This is a genomic window from Salmonella sp. HY31, from assembly GCF_042604575.1.
Classification (GTDB): Bacteria; Pseudomonadota; Gammaproteobacteria; order Enterobacterales; family Enterobacteriaceae; genus Salmonella; species Salmonella diarizonae.
Genome location: NZ_CP170479.1, coordinates 932,362 through 954,211, shown reverse-complemented (window position 1 = coordinate 954,211; position 21,850 = coordinate 932,362). Strand labels below are relative to the sequence as shown.

Below are 21,850 nucleotides of genomic sequence, written 5' to 3'. Positions count from 1 at the left end.
TTATGTCCTGTTTTATCCTGGTTGCCTGATGGCGCTGCGCGTATCAGGCCGACCAGGTCCGTGAGCGTAGGCCGGATAAGCGCAACGCCATCCGGCAGTCAATCAACCGTAGCGAAACTCCACGCCAAAGGTACCGCGCGGGTATTCCCACTTTTCCAGCACGCTGTCCAGGCCGAGAATCCGACAGGTACCGCATTCCAGACAGCCGGCGTAGTCAAACCGCACGCTGCCGTCATCCTGCTTCTTGTACAGCCCGGCGGGACATGCCTTAATCAGCACCTCCAGCGCCTGCTTATCCGGTTCGGTTTTCAGCACGATATGCGGGTTATTTTCATCGACGTTGAATTTATTAACGCCCAGCTTGACGTCAACATTGACGGGGGAAGTCATAATACGGTCGCTCCTTTAATACCGTCCTTCATCAGATTGATAAGGCCGACTTTCTTTGCATGACGCAGGATTTTTTTACGCATCGGCTCCGGCGCGCCGCCATCAACGGTAAACAGATCGCGGGCGATACCGACCGCCATTTCCGGATAGCGGGTAAACATGCGCGGGTTATCGAGAAACGCCGGCAGACGCTGGTACATTCGCATATCCCGCATCAGACCGTTGTCGAGATGCTGGCGATATTCCGCCAGTTTTTGCCGACTGAAATCAGCGCTGCGCAGTGCGGAAAGGACGGTTTTCGCCGCCGCGTCTCCTGCCGCCACGGCCAAATCCATACCGCGGATAGTAAAGCCCAGATTCATGCACATTCCGCCAGCATCACCGGCAATCAACACCCCGTCGCCCACCAGCTCAGGCTGCATAGCAAACCCGGCCTCCGGGACGACGTGCGCGGCATACTCCACCAGTTTGCCGCCGGCGATCAGCGGCGCGACCGCCGGATGCTGTTTAAAATCTTCCAGCATTTGCGGCACGGATTTTGTCGCCGCGCTCAGATGGTGCAGACCGCACACCAGCCCCAGCGACAGCGTGGTTTCATTGGTATACAAAAATCCACCGCCCATCAGCCCTGCGGTCGGCGCGCCGGCGAACAGGCAGGCTGCGCCTTCATTGCCCCGAAGTTGAAAACGATCTTCAATAACGGATTGGGGTAATTCGATCAGTTCTTTCACCCCCACCGCAACGTGCGAGGCGTTGACGCGTTTCGCCATGCCCAGCTTTTCCGCCAGCAAGGAATTGACGCCGTCCGCCAGGATCACGACTTTCGCTTCGATAATATCGCCATCGGCCTCCACGCCGACGACCTTGCCGTCGCGCTGTACGACGTTATCCACGCGGATACCGGTAATCAGTTGCGCGCCCGCTTCTTCCGCCTGCTCCATCAGCCAGGCGTCAAATTTACTGCGCAGCACGGAATAAGAACGCTGTGAAGGCGCTTGCTCCTCCGCATTAACATAATCAACCGCCATCACCCCTTGTTCGGTCATAAAGGCGAGTTTTTCATGGGTAATGAGACGTTCTACGGGCGCTAGTGCCGCAAAATCGGGTAGAATACGCTCCAGGCTATGCGCGTAGAGGCGACCGCCAGTGACGTTTTTCGCGCCAGCAGAATTGCCTCGCTCAATCACCAGTACCTGCGCGCCTTCACGCGCCAGCACCAACGCGGCGACTGACCCGGCCAGCCCTGCGCCGACAATAATGGCGTCAAAGATATCTTCAGACATAGAAACTCCCAGTCAGCGGCGGGACGTGCTTTGCCCCGCCTTGCTCAATCAACGTGCTAATGCCTGGATCAGCGCGGGCAGGATCTTTACCGCATCGCCCACAATGCCGTAATCCGCGTACTGGAAGATCGGCGCGTTTTTATCTTTGTTAATGGCGCAGATCGTTTGCGATCCATTCGCCCCGACCATGTGCTGGATCTGCCCGGAGATCCCGATGGCAAGATAAAGTTCGGGTTTTAACATCAGGTTGGAGATACCGACATAACGCTCATGTTCCATCCATTTTTCGTTTTCCGCGACCGGACGAGAGCAGGCCAGCTCCGCGCCGATGGTCTGACACAGCGCCTGTGCCAGCGCGATATTCTCTTTACTGCCGATCCCGCGTCCAACGCTCACCACCAGCCGCGCTTTATCCAGATCGACGCGGTTGCTCTGACGCGCCTGCGTCGCGGTACGCGTCACCGCTATCGCCGGCGCTATCCACTCCACGCTCTGCGCCTCGCCGCGGCGCGCCGTATCCGCCTGCGCCGGTTCGAAAGCGCCGCTGCTCAGCGTGACTACCGCCCAGGGAGAGGTAATCGTCTCTTCGCCCATCGCCAGCCCGCCGTAAACCATGTGTTTTACCGCAGCCCCTTCCGCTTGTGGTACGACGCTACTGGCATCGTTAGACACCGCCGCTGCCAGACGGTAGCCGAGCTTAGCCGCCAGCAGTTTTCCGCGACGGGTATTCGGCAGTAGTACCATGCCCGCCTCGCCGCCATGTTTATGGAGGGTTTCCACCATGGCTTCCGCATAGTCTTCCACCATACGGTCATCAGGTTTACCGCGTAAAAACCAGACGCGATCCGCGCCAAAATGGAACGCTGCCTCGCTATCCGCCTCGCTCAGTACGAAAACGTTAATCTGTTCACCGGTATGCTGCGCGCCGCCCATCAGTTCCGGCAGACGAGAAGACGTATCGCTGAATACCCAAACACTGGAAAACTTGCTCATAACTTCCCCTTAGTTAATGATTTTGCGCAGGTTTTCGGCGAATGCGGCGATCTGTTCTTCGCCCTCGCCTTCAATGACAATTCGCTGACGCTCGCGCTGTTTCGGCGCAGCGACGCGTTGGCTGGAGTAGCCAGCCGCCACGCTAAAGCCGATGTCCGCCGCAGACCAGACCTGGACGGGCTTTTTCGCCGCGCCGAGAATCGCTTTCATCGACGGGATTTGCGGGGAGTTAATATCGGTAGAGACCGCCACAACCGCAGGTAACGGGATATGCAGCGTTTCGATTTCATCTTCCAACTCACGCTCAACGATAAGGGTGTCTTCACTCAGCGAAAGGATGTTGCGCACGCCGTTAATGGCCGGGATATGCAGCGTTTCACCCAGCAGCAGGCTCACCTGCTGAGCATAAAGATCGGAAGAGCCATCGCCGCAGATAATCAGATCAAAACCCGCTTTTTGCGCAGCGGCGGCGAGCGCAGTGGCGGTTTGTTGCGGCAGCGCCTGTTCAAACTGTTCATCAATCACGACAATAAGGTCGTCAGGGCCGCGAGAAAGCACATCTTTACGCCCTTTGGCGTTGGTCAGCGCCTGGCCGCCCACGCTCATTGCCGTAACCACGGCATCGCCGGCCTGCTGTTTTAACTGGCAAGCGGCTTCAATCGCATTTAAATCGTATTGGCTAATTTTGGCGTCGGCTTTACGGGTATCTAATGAACCATCTTCGTTATTAATCACAATATCCTGTTCATCAGGCACGCACTTGTAGCAAGTCAATATCTTCATTGCATCTCCAGAAATCATGAAGGAAACGTCATCTATATCGGCGGTGTTAAATACAGATATCACGCTCTTAAATTCGGGAATAAAACATTAATCACCAATATTGAAAAAGTCACATCCTGTTCTTCATAACTTTCAATATTGTTAAGCACCTCACCAATATTGAACGGTCGGCGACAAAATATAAAAATTTTCAATATTGTTTTACGGATCACCAATATTGAAAGAGAGGCGCACAAAAAACGCCCAACATCATTGTATTAACTTGATTACAAAAGAATAAATACAAAACAAACTGCCAAAAGAAACGACAAAAAAGTGTGATCCAGCTTACAGAACGTCGTGCGATGAATACTCATTATGGGTTACTCGCAGAAGCGCCCTGAGGTTAAATTATCACCGGTAGAATATTCAGGAAAATAAACAAAATATAATAGCCAGGAACGCAGCATAAATTTCGTTTTGACATTGGAATTAACTCATGAAAACTGACAAGAAAAAGTCTGGAATAGAACCAAAGGTTTTTTTCCCGCCACTTATAATCGTAGGGATACTTTGTTGGCTAACGGTTCGGGATCTTGATGCGGCAAATAATGTTATTAACGCCGTATTCAGTTATGTCACCAACGTATGGGGATGGGCCTTTGAATGGTATATGGTCGTCATGCTCATCGGCTGGTTCTGGCTGGTCTTTGGTCCTTATGCGAAAAAGAAATTAGGCGATGAACCGCCGGAATTCAGCACCGCCAGCTGGATTTTTATGATGTTCGCCTCCTGTACCTCCGCCGCCGTCCTGTTCTGGGGGTCGATAGAAATTTATTACTATATCTCTACGCCGCCGTTCGGCCTTGCGCCCAACTCTACCGGCGCGAAAGAGATTGGCCTCGCCTATAGCCTGTTCCACTGGGGCCCGCTGCCGTGGGCGACCTACAGTTTCCTCTCCGTCGCTTTTGCCTACTTCTTTTTCGTCCGTAAGATGGATGTTATCCGTCCCAGCTCCACGCTGGTGCCGCTGGTCGGCGAAAAACATGCCAAAGGGCTTTTCGGCACCATCGTCGATAACTTCTACCTGGTGGCGCTGATCTTTGCGATGGGAACCAGCCTCGGTCTGGCGACGCCGCTGGTGACGGAGTGTATGCAGTATCTGTTCGGTATTCCGCACACCCTGGAGCTGGACGCCATTATTATTACCTGCTGGATCATCCTGAACGCGATCTGTGTCGCCTGCGGTTTGCAAAAAGGGGTCAGGATCGCCAGCGACGTTCGCAGTTATTTAAGCTTTCTGATGCTGGGCTGGGTATTCATCGTCAGCGGCGCCAGCTTCATCATGAACTATTTTACCGATTCGGTCGGTACACTGTTGATGTACCTGCCGCGGATGCTGTTTTACACCGATCCGATAGGTAAAAGTGGGTTCCCGCAAAGCTGGACCGTCTTTTACTGGGCATGGTGGGTGATTTACGCCATCCAGATGAGCATCTTTCTCGCCCGTATTTCCCGTGGCCGAACAGTGCGTGAACTCTGCTTCGGCATGGTGTTGGGGCTGACGGCTTCCACCTGGATTTTGTGGACCGTCCTCGGCAGCAATACTCTCCTGCTGATGGATAAAAATATCCTCAATATTCCGCAGTTAATCGACCAGCACGGCGTGGCGCGCGCCATTATCGAAACCTGGGCCGCCCTGCCGCTCAGTACCGCCACGATGTGGGGATTCTTCATCCTGTGCTTTATCGCCACCGTCACGCTGATTAACGCCTGCTCTTATACCCTGGCGATGTCGACCTGTCGCGAAATACGCGACGGCGAAGAACCGCCGCTGCTGGTGCGGATCGGCTGGTCGGTACTGGTAGGCATTATTGGCATTGTTCTGTTGGCGCTCGGCGGGCTGAAACCAATTCAAACCGCCATTATCGCCGGCGGCTGCCCGCTGTTCTTCGTCAACATTATGGTGACGCTCTCCTTTATCAAGGATGCCAAAACGCACTGGAAAGATAAATAAAATTAACCCCAAGAGATCAAGAGGTTGGAACATGGATTTTAATTTAAATGATGAACAGGAACTGTTTGTCGCCGGTATTCGTGAATTGATGGCCAGTGAGAACTGGGAAGCCTATTTTGCCGAGTGCGATCGTGACAGCATCTATCCCGAACGTTTTGTGAAAGCGCTGGCGGAGATGGGGATTGATAGCCTGCTGATCCCGGAAGAGCACGGTGGCCTGGACGCCGGATTCGTTACCGTTGCGGCGGTATGGATGGAATTGGGGCGTCTGGGCGCACCGACATATGTGCTGTACCAATTACCGGGCGGGTTCAACACTTTCCTGCGTGAAGGCACCCAGGAACAGATCGATAAGATTATGGCCTTTCGCGGCACCGGTAAGCAGATGTGGAACTCGGCAATTACCGAGCCGGGTGCCGGTTCGGATGTCGGGAGCTTAAAAACCACCTATACCCGCAAAAATGGTAAGGTTTACCTCAATGGCAGCAAGTGCTTTATCACCAGTAGCGCGTACACCCCCTACATTGTGGTGATGGCAAGAGATGGCGCATCGCCGGATAAGCCTGTCTATACCGAATGGTTTGTGGATATGAGCAAACCGGGCATCAAAGTGACCAAACTGGAAAAGCTCGGTCTGCGTATGGATAGCTGCTGCGAAATTACCTTCGATGAGGTTGAACTGGACGAGAAAGACAGGTTCGGTCGGGAAGGTAACGGCTTTAATCGCGTTAAAGAAGAGTTCGATCATGAACGTTTCCTGGTGGCGTTAACCAACTACGGCACGGCGCTATGCGCCTTTGAAGATGCGGCGCGTTACGCTAATCAGCGCGTGCAGTTTGGCGAGACAATTGGTCGCTTCCAACTGATTCAGGAGAAATTCGCCCATATGGCGATCAAATTAAACGCCATGAAAAATATGCTGCTGGAAGCGGCATGGAAGGCAGACAACGGCACAATCACCTCCGGCGATGCAGCCATGTGTAAATACTTCTGCGCTAACGCCGCGTTTGAGGTTGTGGACAGCGCCATGCAGGTATTAGGCGGCGTGGGCATTGCGGGGAATCATCGTATTTCGCGTTTCTGGCGCGATCTGCGCGTTGACCGCGTTTCCGGCGGATCTGACGAAATGCAGATCCTGACGCTCGGTCGCGCGGTGCTGAAGCAGTACCGCTAAGTAAAGCGCCCGGTGGCGCTGCGCTTACCGGGTCTACGGATTGTGCATGTTGTAATCCGGATAGGTGTTTACGCCGCATCCGGCAACAGGAGTGATACCATGACAACGCATTTACCAATGCCTGCCTTCGGCCCCCTCTCGGGGCTGCGGGTGGTCTTTTCCGGAATAGAAATCGCCGGGCCGTTCGCCGGACAAATGTTCGCAGAATGGGGCGCGGAGGTTATCTGGAGCGAAAACGTGGCCTGGGCCGATACCATTCGTGTCCAGCCGAATTATCCGCAGCTTTCACGTCGTAATCTGCACGCCCTTTCCCTGAACATCTTTAAAAACGAAGGACGAGAAGCGTTTCTGAAATTAATGGAAACGACCGATATCTTTATTGAAGCCAGCAAAGGCCCGGCGTTCGCCCGCCGCGGCATTACCGATGAAGTACTGTGGGAACATAACCCGAAACTGGTTATCGCCCATCTTTCCGGCTTCGGTCAGTTTGGCGACGAAGAGTATACCCATCTGCCGGCTTACAATACCATCGCCCAGGCGTTCAGCGGCTATCTGATCCAAAACGGCGATATCGACCAACCGATGCCCGCCTTTCCCTACACCGCCGACTATTTTTCCGGCCTGACCGCCACGACCTCGGCGCTGGCGGCGCTGCATAAAGTACGGGAAACCGGTAAAGGCGAAAGTATTGATATTGCGATGTATGAAGTGATGTTGCGGATGGGGCAGTATTTTATGATGGATTACTTCAACGGCGGCGAAATCTGCCCGCGAATGACCAAAGGTAAAGACCCTTATTACGCCGGTTGCGGATTATATAAATGCGCCGACGGTTATATCGTGATGGAGTTAGTCGGCATTACGCAAATTAACGAATGCTTTAAAGATATCGGCCTCGCGCATATTCTCGGTACGCCGGAAGTGCCGGAAGGCACGCAGTTGATTCACCGTATCGAATGCCCTTATGGGCCGCTGGTGGAAGAAAAACTGGATACCTGGCTGGCGACGCGTTCTATTGCTGACGTTCAGGCGCGTTTTGCCGAACTGAATATCGCCTGCGCAAAAGTGCTGACTATTCCGGAGCTGGAACATCATCCGCAGTACGTGGCCCGTGAGTCCATTACCCAGTGGCAAACGATGGACGGTCGCACCTGTAAGGGGCCGAATGTCATGCCGAAATTCAAAAACAACCCGGGGAAAATCTGGCGCGCCATGCCGTCACACGGCATGGATACCGCCGCCATTCTGAAAAATATTGGTTATAGCGAAGCAGATATTAAGGAACTGGTCGGCAAAGGGCTGGCCAAAGTTGAGGATTAAACGCGATGCGCTAATCGGTTTTCCGGTTAGCGCTCACGCCTGATTTTGTGGATAAAAGTGCAATGGATATTGTAGGCGGACAACACTTACGTCAGATGTGGGACGACCTGGCCGGAATATATGAAGACAAAACGGCGTTAATTTTTGAATCCTGCGCGGGAGAAGGACAACACTTCAGCTATGCCGCACTGAATAGAGAGATCAATCGCACGGCAAACCTTTTCTATTCCTTAGGCGTACGTAAAGGCGACAACGTTGCTTTGCATCTGGACAATTGCCCGGAATTTATCTTTTGCTGGTTTGGGCTGGCAAAAATCGGCGCCATCGTCGTGCCGATTAATGCCAGATTATTGCGCGAGGAGAGCGCCTGGATACTGCAAAATAGCCGGACATCGTTACTGGTCACCAGCGCGCCGTTTTATCCGATGTATCGTCAGACTCAACAGGAAGGGCACACGCCGCTCAGGCATATTTGTCTGATCGGCGCGACGTTTCCGGTCGAAGAAGGCGTTAGCCACTTTCACACGCTGAAAGCGCAGCAGCCCGACGTCCTGCTTTATACGCCGCCGTTAACGCCTGAGGATACCGCGGAAATCCTTTTTACCTCCGGCACAACGTCCCGCCCGAAAGGGGTAGTGATTACTCACTATAATTTACGTTTTGCTGGCTACTACTCCGCCTGGCAATGCGCGTTGCGCGAAGATGATGTTTATCTAACCGTCATGCCCGCCTTTCACATTGACTGCCAGTGTACGGCGGCGATGGCGGCCTTTTCAGCGGGCGCTACGTTTGTGCTGATCGAAAAATACAGCGCCCGCGCCTTCTGGGGACAGGTGAGAAAATATTGCGCGACCGTCACCGAATGTATCCCGATGATGATCCGAACGTTAATGACGCAGCCGCCCGCCGCTGACGATCGTCACCACTGTTTACGCGAAGTGATGTTTTACCTCAACCTCTCCGTGCAAGAGAAAGAGGCATTTATCGAACGCTTCGGCGTCCGACTGCTCACCTCTTATGGTATGACGGAAACCATCGTCGGTATTATCGGCGACCGCCCCGGCGATAAGCGACGCTGGCCGTCGATTGGTCGTCCGGGTTTTTGCTATGAAGCGGAGATTCGCGATGAGCAAAATCGTGCGTTGCCTCCCGGCGAAATCGGGGAAATATGCGTTAAAGGCATTCCCGGTAAAACGCTTTTTAAAGCCTATTTCGAACGCCCGGACGCTACAGCCAAAGCGCTTGAGCCTAACGGCTGGCTGCATACCGGCGATTCCGGCTATCGGGATGAGGAAGGGTTTTTCTATTTCGTCGATCGTCGCTGCAACATGATTAAGCGCGGCGGAGAAAATGTCTCTTGCGTCGAGCTGGAAAATATCATCGCCGGGCATCCTAAAATTCAGGATATCGTGGTTATCGGTATTAAGGATGATATTCGTGATGAAGCTATTAAAGCGTTTGTGGTACTCAATGAAGGTGAGACATTAACCGAGGAAGATTTTTTTACGTTTTGTGAGGCAAATATGGCGAAATTTAAAGTACCGTCATATCTGGAAATAAGAAAAGATTTGCCCCGTAATTGTTCAGGGAAAATCATTAAAAAAAATCTGAAATAACCTCTCCGGCGGGCACTGCCCGCTGAATACATCAACATTGTCGTGGAAATAGAGATATTTCTGGCGGATAACTGTGGCCCTGAAAAGGGAATAAGCGAATAAAGGATTGAAGATATGAGTGAATCATTGCACCTGACCCGTAATGGCCCCATTCTTGAAATTACGCTCGATCGCCCGAAAGCGAACGCGATTGACGCCAGAACCAGTTTTGCGATGGGTGAGGCCTTTCTGCGCTTCCGGGACGATCCGCATTTACGCGTAGCGATTGTCACCGGGGCGGGAGAGACGTTTTTTTCAGCCGGCTGGGATTTAAAAGCCGCCGCCGAAGGTGAAGCGCCAGATGCGGATTTCGGCCCCGGCGGTTTTGCCGGTTTAACCGAGCTTTTTGATCTTGATAAACCGGTGATTGCCGCGGTCAACGGCTACGCTTTCGGCGGCGGATTCGAACTGGCATTGGCGGCGGATTTCATTATCTGCGCGGATCACGCCAGCTTCGCGCTGCCGGAAGCAAAACTTGGTATTGTGCCAGATAGCGGCGGCGTACTGCGTCTACCGAAGATCCTGCCGCCTGCGATCGTCAATGATATGGTGATGACCGGCAGACGCATGACAGCGGAAGAAGCGCTGCGCTGGGGAGTGGTAAATCGCGTCGTCAGTCCACATGAGTTAATGGACAGCGCCCGTGAACTGGCGCAACAACTGGTGCAAAGCGCCCCCCTGGCGGTCGCCGCCTTGAAAGAAATGACCCGCACCACTCGCGATATGTCAGTCGAAGAGGGCTATCGCTATATCCGTAGCGGCGCGCTGAGACACTATCCCGCCGTCCTGCACTCGGAAGATGCCCTCGAAGGGCCACAGGCGTTTGCGGAAAAGCGCGATCCGGTGTGGAAAGGTCGGTGATGATAGCAGCCTTGAACCGCTGACAAACCGGTTTAAGGTCTTCTTGTCGGGCGGCGCTGCGCTAAATATGCCTGTAATTATTGCAATATCAATAGATTAAATGATGATACAGGCCCGATAAGCGCAGCGCCAACAGCATCTGACCTCCAGACCACGGTGGACGCCAGATCGCCGACACATAAATTAACCTAATGGGTCAGGCGCTTAATCTTTCGCCATGCGGTTAAACTGCTCAATGGTAAGATCCCACGGCTCGCGGGTGGCATCCGGCATAAAGCTGCCGTCATCCACGCCAATTTCGTCTTTGATAATTTTATTCAGTTTTTCATTCATCATCAGAATGAGATCCTGATATTTCTCTTTATCAGCAGCAAGGTTATGGTTCTCATCGGGATCATTTTTAAGATCGTAAAGTTCAAGATCGTTGTATTTAATAAGATCCTCCCAGGTTTCCGGCGTATTATGCTCCCTTAGCGAAAAATAGCGCGCAAACTTATAACGGCCATCGTTAATCATGCGCGTCCCTGAACGATGGCTGAAATCAGGATGCAAATGGGAGATTTCCTGCTTGATTTGCGCCACCGTTTTTTGCTTATCTCTTTGTAGCGCTATAACGCGGTGGAGATAATGGGCATCGGTATACAGGATCATGCCATAGCAATATAAGCTGGCGTTTCTCACCGCATTAACCGCAACGCCTTCCGGGTTTTTTAGCAATCTGCTAAAATTAACGCCTTTCCGGTTGCCTAACGCTTTGTGCTGTTTTTCTTCCGGCAAACCGGTCAGTCCAACTAATGTCGGCGCGATATCAAGATGACAGGTCAACGCCTGACATTTCTTATTACCTGGATACGCCGGGTGGGAAATAATCATCGGCACATGGATCTGTTCTTTATAAACGGAAGCGCCTTTACCGTGCATCTGATGGCTTCCGCCTAATTCGCCATGATCGGCAGTAAATACAACAATCGTTTTATCAGTCAACTTGAGGGCATCAAGTTCATTTAATATCCGGTCAAGGTGAGTATCACAATCGCGGATACAGTTGAAATAGTAGTCAAGCAGTTTACGCCAACGACGATCTTCATCAGGAAACTGCCCTTCCAGCGCAGCGCGCGCCGTCTGGTATTCAAGATGCGCTGGCGGTCTTCCCTGCTCATTGAATGATTGATGCCTGTTTGCCGGCAGCGGATAGTTCAACCAGCTTGCCTGATAAAGCGCGTTTTCCGGCGGCTGCGTGGGCGCCAGGGTATTATCATCCTGATCCAGCTCGCCACGCCACTGTACCTTTTCTCCCTCCTTATCGGTATCAATAAACATCACGTCATGGGGATTAACGAGGTTAACGGCCAGGAACCAGGGCTTGTGTTGGTCATTCAGGGGCTGCCCCTTGCATCTTAACCAATTTATAGTCTGAGCCGTGGTGGTTGAATCATAAAAATAGCCGCCTTTACTATGGCCTATAATATCGCCGATACCGTGATAGTCAGAAAAACCATATTTTTCCATAATTTTATGTAATTCTGGTTCAGGAATATTCCCGACATCAATATCCTCATCTTTTTCGTCAGGCAGAGGCTTCTCCAGTTTTTCTGTAAGATGCCACTTACCTTTATAGGCCGTATAATATCCCAGCTCCTGCATCATATGTCCTGTAGTTCCAAGAGCGGGGTCAAGGTCATAGGGCATCCAGGGTAATCCCAGATTATCAAACATCTTTGTCTGGGGCATATGTAAGCCGGTATACAATACGGAGCGGGAAGGCGTACAAACATTACTGGTATTCTGGTGGTTACAGAATGTCACCCCCGTTTTCATGAGCCGCTCTCTGCCGGGTACCGGGAAAGGAAACGTAGGGAAAAAACGCTCCTGGTCGGTCACGACTAACAGAATATTATATCCTTCTGGCAATTTCTCCGGAATCTCGCCGGTAAACGGTTTATCCCAGGTCGGTTTCGCCTTAACGGCGCATTTTTCATCAACCTTTACCGCGCCGGATAACATACCGCCGGCGGCAAGAATACCGGCGCTGGTTAACAGTTTCCTACGCGTAAGATCCGTCTCTTCTGTAGACAGATTTTTTTTATTACTCATATTATTATACCTGTTGTCAGTAAATTATCACATATTCATTTATTACTGTACGAGTAAGCGAGGACATATATCAATGTTTTCCGGGTAAGAATATGTGTTATAAATTGATTTATATTTCAAATTAGAAATATATTAGCAAATGACAATATTCATCAGAAAATTATTTAGCCGAAAAGTACATTGTTTTTATTTTAGAGATACAACTCCAGACATTACTTCATAAAAAAATACATTATTAAACATACCTTATAGCACCATACTCGCTCCATTTCCCCTCAGCTACGGCGATTACCCTATGTCGCTGCAATGAAATTTCCCTGGAAAAGCATACCATTAGCAACAAGCCGCGCCACAACGGACATACAACCGGTAATATCACCCTACGAAATTAAAACATAACTCAATTTTGTTATATTGCTTATGGATAAAAACTATCGCATTACTGCGTGATTCAATAACCTTTCCGCCATTACAAACAGCAATATAAAATCCATTATTTATATAGGGTTATGTTTCTTTTTAACCTTTAAAGCATTATTTTACATTGACAAAAACATAAAGGGGCGGCTATAACAAGATATAAGACTGTTATGTCAAACAAGTCTATTTAGAATAATCAACCGAACTTATAAATAAGTTCGGTACGGATTGCTGATACTGCGCAAACATTACCATCAATATAACAGGAACAGAACTATGAAAAAACGCATTATCGCCGTAGCATTACTGGCAACGATCTCTTCATTCAGTACGCTTGCAGCAGAACAGGTCTCTAAGCAAGAAATCAGCCACTTCAAACTGGTTAAGGTCGGTACAGTAAATGTGTCCCAGAGTGGCGGGCAGATTTCCTCACCAACTGATTTGCGTGAAAAACTGTCAGAGTTAGCAGATGCGAAAGGCGGGAAATATTACCATATTATTGCTGCGCGAGAGCATGGTCCGAATTTTGAAGCCGTTGCCGAAGTTTATAATGATGCGGCGAAATAAAAATGTTCTGATTACGCCATAGCGATGGCACAGGCATGAAACAATAAGAGAGTGCCGGCAAGGTGCCTATTGTATCACAATCCACTCAGGGCCGTCTGGAAACAGATGCTGGCCCTCCTTTTTTATTAAGTTATAGCAATAAAAATAAGAGCAGGTACGCCTGTAAAATGCGCGCGCATAGACACTAAATCCCTTGTGAGTAAGACGGTTTCCCGGGGCTGTTTTAAGGTAATATTTAGTGCGCTTTTACCTGTTTGAACCAGTAGTTTTCCATTTTCATCATCCATTTCCCCTGTTTATTTTTCGGTATTACGCCAGCCCAAAGTAATTGCAACTGTCGGTTATAGGTTCCGATAGCGTGTCCACCATACGCCCCTTCAAATGCTATCACCATTGGCCCCTGCCCTTTTGTCAACGCCACGATGTTTGACCGTTATTTGCCATTTTCATGCCCGCTAAGATACTTTCGTTACTGATGCTGTCCGCTTTTCACCATTTCATCATCACTGATTGGCGTTGTGTTTTTGGTCAGCACTCCAGCTTTACGTTTCTCTTTTAACCGGTAACTCTCTCCTTTGATATTCAGCGTGGTTGAGTGATGTAGCAACCGATCCAGTATCGCTGTTGCCAGCACGTGATCTCCGAACATTTCTCCCCAGTCTGCGAACCCTTTGTTTGACGTCAGTATGATGCTCGCTTTTTCATATCGACGGTTCAGTAGCCGGAAGAACAGGCTGGCTTCCTCTCTGTTCATCGGCAGATAGCCTATTTCATCCAGGATCAACACCCGGGCATAACTCAGTTGCTGCAGCTGACGCTCCAGACGGTTTTCCTGTTTCGCTTTCATCAGTGTCGCGATCAGTCTGTCCAGTGGCATAAACAGTACCCGATGTCCCGCATCCACCGCTTTCACGCCAAGAGCTATGGCCAGATGAGTTTTTCCGACACCAGGAGGTCCCAGCAGGATCACGTTTTCGCTGCGCTCCACGAACGCCAGACCAGCCAGTTCCCGGACAACCTTACGGTCGATGCCCGGCTGGAAGGTAAAGTCGAACTGCTCCAGCGTTTTGACCCACGGCAGACGAGCCTGCTTCAGCCTGGACTCCATACCGCGCTGATGCCTGCCGTTCCATTCCTGCTGTAGCGCCATGCACAGGAACTCCCGGTAGTTCAGCTCTTTTTTAGCTGCCTGTTCCAGCAGGCTTTCAACGTGATAACTCAGATGCTCCATTTTCAGGCGACTCAGCAGGACTTCCAGCTCATGCATCACAACAGCTCCTCATAGGCACTCAGTGGTCGATGTTCCACCTGACTGACCTGCTGCCAGAGCGGGGCGTGATGCTCCGGCACTGTCTGCCAGCCAGACGATGCCGAACAGAGGCGATGTGAGGCCACCAGTTTCTCATTACTGTAGATCCGCAACTCGTCATCCAGCGATATTCGTATCGATACCGGCTGACCACACAGCGCTTCGGGAACGCTGTAACGATTACCACCAACCTCGATATAGCTGTCCCAGGACACATGGCGGATATCGAAGTAACTGGTATCGAAGTCCGTATCCGGTAACGGCTGCAGATGTTCCTGCTCCAGCGCGAAGCGCTGTTCCGGCGTTTCTTTGAACTGGCGAAGTTCCCGTTTGTCAGCCACATCGGCTATCCATTGCTCCAGTTGTTGATTAACATGAGTGAAGCTGTCGAACCTGCGGTACCGGACGAAGAAGTTCTCCTTGAGGTATTTCACCATTCGCTCAACCTTACCTTTTGTTCTGGCCCTGCGTGGACGGCATGCCCGTGGCAGGAAGTTATAGTGGTCGGCCAGCAACAGGAATCCGGAGTTGAACACGACTTTCCCGTTGTTATTCTTCAGCACCGCAGCCTTCTGGTTATCAACCAGCACCGTTTTCACACAACCACCGAAGTAGCGGAAGGCGCGAACCAGTGATTCGTAGGTATGCTCAGCATCCTGTTTTGGTGCTGCGAAGACATGGAAGCGGCGGGAGAACCCCAGCGTATTAACCGCAAAGTTAACTTTGCACCGTTGCCCGGCAACCTCCACCTCAACTTCGCCCCAGTCGTGCTGGAGCTGGTATCCAGGCTGAGTTTCGAAGCGAACTGTTCTTTTTGACGGACGCATTTTACGTTTGGGCTGGATGTAGTAACGCAGCATGGAACGTCCGCCCGTATAACCCATTGCCTTAATCTCCGCGAAGATAACCTCACTATTCCAGACATTCTCTGCCAGGCGCATGTCGATGTAATCCATAAACGGTTTCAGCTTAACCATTTTGTGGCGGGTCTTTCTGGCTGGCGGTTCAGGGTATTTGAGGTAGCGTCTGACCGTCCGTTCAGAGCAACCAATCTGAGTCGCAATATCGACAATGTACGCGCCCTGCTGGCGCATTTGCTTTATCATGTAAAAGTCCTCTCTGCTCAGCATGTTGATGTCCTTTCTGGTGTGAGAACCTTAAGGAAACAACATGTTGGGTGGAGCGGACAATCCAAATGGTGAATTACCGTCTTATATCACTGGCGCTGACACTTTTACGCCCTCTTGTCCTTCATGGCAATAAAGCGCGTTGCGGTGAGTCACGTCAAGTTCATACTGCACGTTCAGTTTCACACATTTTTCTCCGCAGGTTTCTACCGGTGGTAATATTGTCATGGTATAAGGCGGGTTATCTGCCGTGGTTTCCCATGTTCCGATCAGGTCTTTGCAGGCGTTTATCTCCGTAGCCCAGGACGCGGCGGAAAATAGCACAAACAAATAAAAGGGTATCAGCTTCATTTTCATCACAGGCTCCTGTTCCTTATGCCTAATCATAAGGATAAATGCCCTGCGATACGTCTTTTTCCCGGAAATGTTGAGCCTTTATTCAGAGAAATGCCGATGAGTGTAACGTCATGTAAGCGGATAGCGCAGTGGAGAAAGCGGAAATGTGGACTTTTTCCGGACAGACGTATGTCGATACGCCTGTCCGAAACAGTTTGACTCCAAGATTACCCGACACAGGCGTACAGTCTAACGACGCATACTTTTTGACAACATCATCTGCCACTTTTGCTCCCGGTTAAGCTCCGTCGGCGGTACCGTCGTCATACGTGGCGTTTTTTCTGCCCCTGCCATTTTTTCCCGGGCGCTATTTCCAATGCGCGCATACAGCTGCGAATCAATACTTTTAATACGCACCAGACGCTGGCACTGACAACCTCGCCCTTCGAGTTGATTAGGAATGGTTTTAGTTTCGCAGTTTATTTCTCCCACTTCTGAAAGAATATAAGAAACCGTGTTTATCGCTTTGCAGTGGTCCATATTAAATTGCTTAGCAATCTCTTTAGCGCTCACCCAACGGTTCTCCGCCATTACCCAATCAGCAATTAACAAATAAAGTGGTTTTTCAACATATTCTTTACTCATAAGCACACCATTTTTACAAATTAAAAAAAATCTCGCTACGGCTTATTTCGGCAACCTTTAAATCACCTCATTAACCATGTTAAAAATGTGGATATAGAGGAATAGTATGCAACTTAACGGTCAATTAGTGTGAGCAAAATCTTGCTTATCAGATTGAAAATACGGTTAACGAAATACTTTTGGCCAGGAATTACCTGATAACGTAAAAAAAAACGGTTCCCTTTCAGGAACCGTTTATACACATGATAATGGATGTTATCTTTCGATGGCCCGACGGGCTATACGTTACTTCTGAATTTGCGCGTGCATCTCCTGCACTGAGATAACTTTTTCCGTAGCGTCCGCATTGAGCGCCATCGCCGTCGCAAAACCGCCGTTCAGCGTGGTGTCATAATGTACTTTATACTGCAGCGCGCTGCGACGAATCACCCTTGAGTCTTCAATCGCCCGGCGGCCAGCGGTAGTATTGATGATATAAGTGTATTCGCCATTCTTGATACGGTCCTGAATGTGCGGACGACCTTCATGCACCTTATTCACCAGACGCGGGTTGATACCGGCTTCGCCCAGCACAATCGCCGTACCGTGAGTGGCATCCAGCTCAAAGCCCTGTTTCAACAGTTTAGCGGCGAGATCCACCACACGCTCTTTGTCGCCTTCGCGTACAGAGAGCAGCGCACGGCCCGATTTCTTCATCGTCGAACTGCTGCCCAGTTGCGCTTTAGCGAACGCTTCCGCGAAGGTACGGCCCACACCCATCACTTCGCCGGTTGAGCGCATTTCTGGCCCTAACAGCGGGTCAACGCCGGGGAATTTGTTGAACGGCAGCACCACTTCTTTCACCGAATAATACGGCGGGATGACCTCTTTGGTGATGCCCTGTGCGCTAAGCGTCTGGCCTACCATCACACGCGCCGCCACCTTCGCCAGCGGCACGCCGGTAGCTTTAGAGACGAACGGCACGGTACGCGCCGCGCGCGGGTTGACTTCAATCAGGTAAACTTCGTTGTCCTTGACCGCAAACTGCACGTTCATCAGGCCGCGTACCTGTAATTCAAAAGCCAGCTTCTGCACCTGCTGGCGCATCTCGTCCTGAATTTCCTGGCTCAGCGTGTAGGCTGGCAGGGAACAGGCGGAGTCGCCGGAGTGTACGCCCGCCTGCTCGATGTGCTCCATGATGCCGCCAATCAGCACCATTTCGCCGTCGCAGATAGCGTCCACGTCCACTTCAACCGCGTCATCAAGGAAGCGGTCAAGTAGTACTGGCGCATCGTTAGAGACGCTGACCGCGGTCTGGAAGTAGCGACGCAGATCGGCTTCATCATAGACAATTTCCATCGCCCGACCGCCCAGCACGTAAGACGGACGTACCACCAGCGGGTAGCCAATCTCTTTCGCTTTTTCGACAGCCTGTTCGATGGCGGTGACGGTGGCGTTAGCCGGCTGCTTCAGCTTCAGACGGTCCACCGCGTGCTGGAAGCGTTCACGGTCTTCCGCGCGGTCGATGGCATCCGGGCTGGTACCGATAACCGGCACGCCTGCCGCTTCCAGCGCGCGCGCCAGCTTCAGCGGGGTCTGGCCGCCGTACTGTACAATCACGCCTTTCGGCTTCTCGATGCGCACGATTTCCAGCACGTCTTCCAGCGTCACCGGCTCGAAGTACAGGCGGTCGGAAGTGTCGTAGTCGGTAGAGACGGTTTCCGGGTTACAGTTGACCATAATGGTCTCGTAACCGTCTTCGCGCAGCGCCAGCGAGGCGTGTACGCAGCAGTAGTCGAACTCGATCCCCTGGCCGATACGGTTCGGGCCGCCGCCGAGCACCATGATTTTGTCGCGATCAACGGACGGGTTCGCTTCACACTCATCTTCATAAGTGGAGTACATGTAGGCGGTGTCGGTGGCGAATTCCGCCGCGCAGGTATCCACACGCTTGTAGACCGGGTGCAGGTCGAACTGGTCACGCAGCTTGCGGATTTCCGCTTCGCGCACGCCCGCCAGTTTCGCCAGACGCGCATCGGCAAAGCCTTTACGCTTGAGCTGACGCAGGAAGTCGGCGTTGAGTCCGGTAATACCGACTTCCGCCACTTTCTCTTCCAGGCGCACCAGCTCTTCAATCTGCACCAGGAACCAGCGGTCGATATTGGTCAGGTTAAATACGCCATCAACGGACAGACCGGCGCGGAAAGCGTCAGCGATGTACCAGATACGCTCGGCGCCCGCATCTTTCAGCTCGCGGCGAATTTTGGTCAGCGCTTCCGGGTCGTCGAGGCTCACTTTCGGGTCAAAACCGGTGGCGCCTACTTCCAGGCCACGCAGCGCTTTTTGCAGGGATTCCTGCTGGGTGCGACCAATCGCCATCACTTCACCGACCGATTTCATCTGGGTGGTCAAACGGTCGTTCGCGCCGGCGAATTTCTCGAAGTTAAAACGCGGAATTTTGGTTACAACATAGTCAATAGACGGCTCAAACGACGCCGGAGTGCGGCCACCGGTGATGTCGTTCATCAGTTCGTCGAGGGTGTAACCCACCGCCAGTTTCGCGGCCACTTTGGCAATCGGGAAACCGGTGGCTTTTGAGGCCAGCGCCGAGGAGCGGGAGACGCGCGGGTTCATCTCGATAACAATCAAACGACCGTTTTTCGGGTTCACGGCGAACTGGACGTTGGAACCGCCAGTTTCGACGCCGATTTCACGCAGTACCGCCATCGAGGCGTTACGCATGATTTGATACTCTTTATCGGTCAGGGTCTGGGCTGGCGCCACGGTGATGGAGTCGCCGGTGTGAATGCCCATCGCATCGAAGTTTTCGATAGAGCAGACGATGATGCAGTTGTCGTTTTTATCACGCACCACTTCCATCTCGTACTCTTTCCAGCCAATCAACGATTCATCAATCAGCAGTTCGTTGGTTGGGGAAAGGTCCAGGCCGCGTTCACAAATTTCTTCGAACTCTTCGCGGTTGTAGGCGATACCGCCGCCGGTGCCGCCCATGGTAAAGGACGGACGGATGATGCACGGGAAACCCACGTCAGCGGCAACCGCCAGCGCTTCTTCCATGGTGTGCGCGATACCGGAACGCGCGGTGTCGAGACCAATTTTCTTCATCGCGATATCGAAGCGACGACGGTCTTCGGCTTTATCAATTGCATCCGCCGTCGCGCCAATCATGGTCACGCCGAACTCTTCCAGCACGCCCTGCCGCTCCAGCTCCAGCGCGCAGTTCAGCGCCGTCTGGCCGCCCATCGTCGGCAGCACCGCATCCGGGCGCTCTTTTTCAATGATTTTGCGCACCACTTCCCAATGAATCGGCTCAATATAGGTGGCATCGGCCATTTCCGGGTCGGTCATGATGGTCGCCGGGTTGGAGTTCACCAGGATAACGCGATATCCCTCTTCGCGCAGCGCCTTACACGCCTGAGCGCCGGAGTAGTCAAACTCACACGCCTGACCGATAACAATCGGGCCCGCGCCCAGAATCAGGATGCTTTTTATGTCTGTACGTTTTGGCATGGTCTTAATACTCCTGATTACTTAGCGGTTTTACGGTATTGCGCGATAAGCTCGATAAAGTGGTCGAATAGCGGTGCGGCGTCGTGCGGGCCAGGGCTGGCTTCCGGATGGCCCTGGAAACTGAACGCCGGTTTATCGGTGCGGTGAATGCCTTGCAGCGTGCCATCGAACAGGGATTTATGGGTCACTCGCAGGTTGGCGGGCAGCGTCGCCTCATCCACCGCAAAGCCGTGGTTCTGCGCGGTGATCATCACCACGTTTCGGTCCATGTCTTTTACCGGATGGTTGCCGCCATGATGGCCGAACTTCATCTTAACGGTCTTCGCCCCGCTCGCCAGTGCCAGTAGCTGATGACCAAGACAGATGCCAAATAGCGGAATATCGGTCTGGAGGAATTTCTCAATCGCCTCGATGGCGTAGTCGCACGGCGCCGGGTCGCCAGGGCCGTTCGACAGAAAGATGCCGTCCGGGTTCATTTTCAGCACCTCTTCGGCAGAGGTTTGCGCCGGAACGACCGTCAGGCGGCAGCCGCGGTCCACCAGCATGCGCAGGATGTTGCGCTTGGCGCCGAAATCGTAGGCCACCACGTGGAACGGCAGGTCATCCTCAGATTTCGCTTCCGGTAACCCCTCTTTCAGCGTCCAGCTACCCTGCGTCCAGCGGTAGGCTTCCGCAGTGGTCACTTCTTTCGCCAGATCCATACCGTTAAGTCCAGGAAATGCTTTCGCTTTTTCCAGCGCCAGCTTCGCATCCGGGTTATCGCCGGCAATGATGCAGCCGTTCTGGGCGCCTTTCTCACGTAGCAGTCGGGTCAGCTTGCGGGTATCGATATCGGCAATCGCCACAATGTTATGGCGTTTGAGGTAAGAAGAGAGGTCTTCTGTGTTACGGAAGTTGCTGGCAATCAGCGGCAGATCGCGAATCACTAAACCTTGCGCATGAACCTGAGAGGATTCTTCATCGGCTTCATTGGTGCCGACATTACCAATATGGGGATAAGTAAGAGTGACGATTTGGCGGGAATAGGAAGGATCAGTGAGGATTTCTTGATAACCGGTCATTGAAGTATTGAAAACGACTTCCCCAACCGCCGAACCTGTTGCCCCAATGGCCCGACCGTGAAACTGGGTTCCGTCTTCCAGAACCAATAGCGCTGACTTAATCAAAACACCCTCCAGAAAATATTCACTCACTTTATTTGCATATTAATTCATTCAGTCAGTATGAAGCAATGCAAATTTGCTTACCCGTGGATTTCTGGCAAACGGCGGCATTCTGAAGTTAAGCCAGATAAAAGTCAACTTAAAGAGGGTGTTTTTTATGTTATTTTGTACATTATAAGTAAGTTATTCGGTTTAACAGGCAAAAAGTTCAACTAAGTAACGAT

Annotated in this window: 16 protein-coding genes and 2 pseudogenes; 6 read left to right on the top strand and 12 right to left on the bottom strand. The window is 51.8% G+C overall.

Translation table 11 applies throughout. The features are described 5' to 3' along the window. Positions 1-102 precede the first annotated feature (102 nt). From fixX to ACE15A_RS04450, 4 genes are read right to left on the bottom strand one after another with little or no spacing between them, the layout of a single operon-like run. Positions 103-390, bottom strand: a complete 288-nt coding sequence (gene fixX / locus ACE15A_RS04465; protein WP_053508858.1) for a ferredoxin-like protein FixX — start codon at positions 388-390, stop codon at positions 103-105. After that, positions 387-1,673, bottom strand: coding sequence for an FAD-dependent oxidoreductase (locus tag ACE15A_RS04460; RefSeq protein ID WP_129382367.1), 1,287 nt, complete (start codon positions 1,671-1,673; stop codon positions 387-389). Before ACE15A_RS04460 ends, fixX begins: the two co-directional genes overlap by 4 nt. A 48-nt stretch (positions 1,674-1,721) precedes the next feature. Continuing rightward, positions 1,722-2,666, bottom strand: coding sequence for an electron transfer flavoprotein subunit alpha/FixB family protein (locus ACE15A_RS04455; protein WP_053508863.1), 945 nt, complete (start codon positions 2,664-2,666; stop codon positions 1,722-1,724). A 9-nt stretch (positions 2,667-2,675) separates the two neighbouring features. Beyond that, the gene (locus ACE15A_RS04450) at positions 2,676-3,449 is read right to left on the bottom strand and encodes an electron transfer flavoprotein FixA (RefSeq protein WP_053508864.1); all 774 of its coding nucleotides are present in this window, start codon (positions 3,447-3,449) and stop codon (positions 2,676-2,678) included. Positions 3,450-3,927: 478 nt separating this feature from the next. Between ACE15A_RS04450 and caiT the strand changes: the two genes are divergently transcribed. From caiT to caiD, 5 genes are all read left to right on the top strand, one after another. Beyond that, positions 3,928-5,445 (top strand): L-carnitine/gamma-butyrobetaine antiporter, encoded by a 1,518-nt coding sequence (gene caiT / locus ACE15A_RS04445; RefSeq protein WP_000845326.1) that lies wholly within the window; start codon positions 3,928-3,930, stop codon positions 5,443-5,445. A 31-nt stretch (positions 5,446-5,476) separates the two neighbouring features. Then, complete coding sequence (caiA, locus tag ACE15A_RS04440) at positions 5,477-6,619, top strand: crotonobetainyl-CoA dehydrogenase (RefSeq protein ID WP_000347100.1); 1,143 nt, start codon at positions 5,477-5,479, stop codon at positions 6,617-6,619. A gap of 99 nt (positions 6,620-6,718) precedes the next feature. Beyond that, positions 6,719-7,939, top strand: coding sequence for an L-carnitine CoA-transferase (gene caiB / locus ACE15A_RS04435; RefSeq protein ID WP_129382366.1), 1,221 nt, complete (start codon positions 6,719-6,721; stop codon positions 7,937-7,939). Positions 7,940-8,001: 62 nt separating this feature from the next. Next, on the top strand, positions 8,002-9,555 hold the full coding sequence (gene caiC, locus ACE15A_RS04430; protein ID WP_023245667.1) for a crotonobetaine/carnitine-CoA ligase: 1,554 nt from the start codon (positions 8,002-8,004) through the stop codon (positions 9,553-9,555). Positions 9,556-9,669: 114 nt separating this feature from the next. Further along, positions 9,670-10,455, top strand: coding sequence for a crotonobetainyl-CoA hydratase (gene caiD, locus ACE15A_RS04425; RefSeq protein ID WP_023245666.1), 786 nt, complete (start codon positions 9,670-9,672; stop codon positions 10,453-10,455). Positions 10,456-10,659: 204 nt separating this feature from the next. On the opposite strand, the gene ACE15A_RS04420 is transcribed toward caiD, so the two are convergent. Continuing rightward, a complete protein-coding gene (locus ACE15A_RS04420; RefSeq protein ID WP_053508868.1) occupies positions 10,660-12,549 on the bottom strand; it encodes a sulfatase-like hydrolase/transferase in 1,890 nt (629 codons plus the stop codon). Between the two features lie 696 nt (positions 12,550-13,245). Between ACE15A_RS04420 and srfN the strand changes: the two genes are divergently transcribed. After that, the gene (srfN, locus tag ACE15A_RS04415; RefSeq protein ID WP_023245664.1) at positions 13,246-13,536 is read left to right on the top strand and encodes a DUF1471 family virulence protein SrfN; all 291 of its coding nucleotides are present in this window, start codon (positions 13,246-13,248) and stop codon (positions 13,534-13,536) included. Between the two features lie 235 nt (positions 13,537-13,771). On the opposite strand, the pseudogene ACE15A_RS04410 reads toward srfN, so the two are convergent. The 7 genes and pseudogenes from ACE15A_RS04410 to carA all read right to left on the bottom strand — a co-directional run. Next, a pseudogene (locus ACE15A_RS04410) lies at positions 13,772-13,945 on the bottom strand (hypothetical protein); the annotation flags it as partial. Positions 13,946-14,005: 60 nt separating this feature from the next. Beyond that, positions 14,006-14,803, bottom strand: coding sequence for an IS21-like element IS21 family helper ATPase IstB (gene istB, locus ACE15A_RS04405; protein ID WP_000544830.1), 798 nt, complete (start codon positions 14,801-14,803; stop codon positions 14,006-14,008). Then, entirely contained in the window at positions 14,803-15,975 is a 1,173-nt protein-coding gene (gene istA, locus ACE15A_RS04400; protein WP_000952373.1) for an IS21-like element IS21 family transposase, read from the bottom strand. The genes istB and istA overlap by 1 nt, the downstream gene beginning before the upstream one ends. An 84-nt stretch (positions 15,976-16,059) precedes the next feature. Then, positions 16,060-16,323, bottom strand: a pseudogene (locus ACE15A_RS04395) (hypothetical protein); the annotation flags it as partial. A 234-nt stretch (positions 16,324-16,557) separates the two neighbouring features. After that, complete coding sequence (gene caiF / locus ACE15A_RS04390; RefSeq protein WP_023245662.1) at positions 16,558-16,953, bottom strand: carnitine metabolism transcriptional regulator CaiF; 396 nt, start codon at positions 16,951-16,953, stop codon at positions 16,558-16,560. 285 nt (positions 16,954-17,238) lie between these two features. Continuing rightward, positions 17,239-20,463 (bottom strand): carbamoyl-phosphate synthase large subunit, encoded by a 3,225-nt coding sequence (gene carB / locus ACE15A_RS04385; RefSeq protein WP_053509920.1) that lies wholly within the window; start codon positions 20,461-20,463, stop codon positions 17,239-17,241. A gap of 17 nt (positions 20,464-20,480) precedes the next feature. Then, the gene (gene carA / locus ACE15A_RS04380) at positions 20,481-21,629 is read right to left on the bottom strand and encodes a glutamine-hydrolyzing carbamoyl-phosphate synthase small subunit (protein WP_053509919.1); all 1,149 of its coding nucleotides are present in this window, start codon (positions 21,627-21,629) and stop codon (positions 20,481-20,483) included. Between the last annotated feature and the right edge of the window lie 221 nt (positions 21,630-21,850).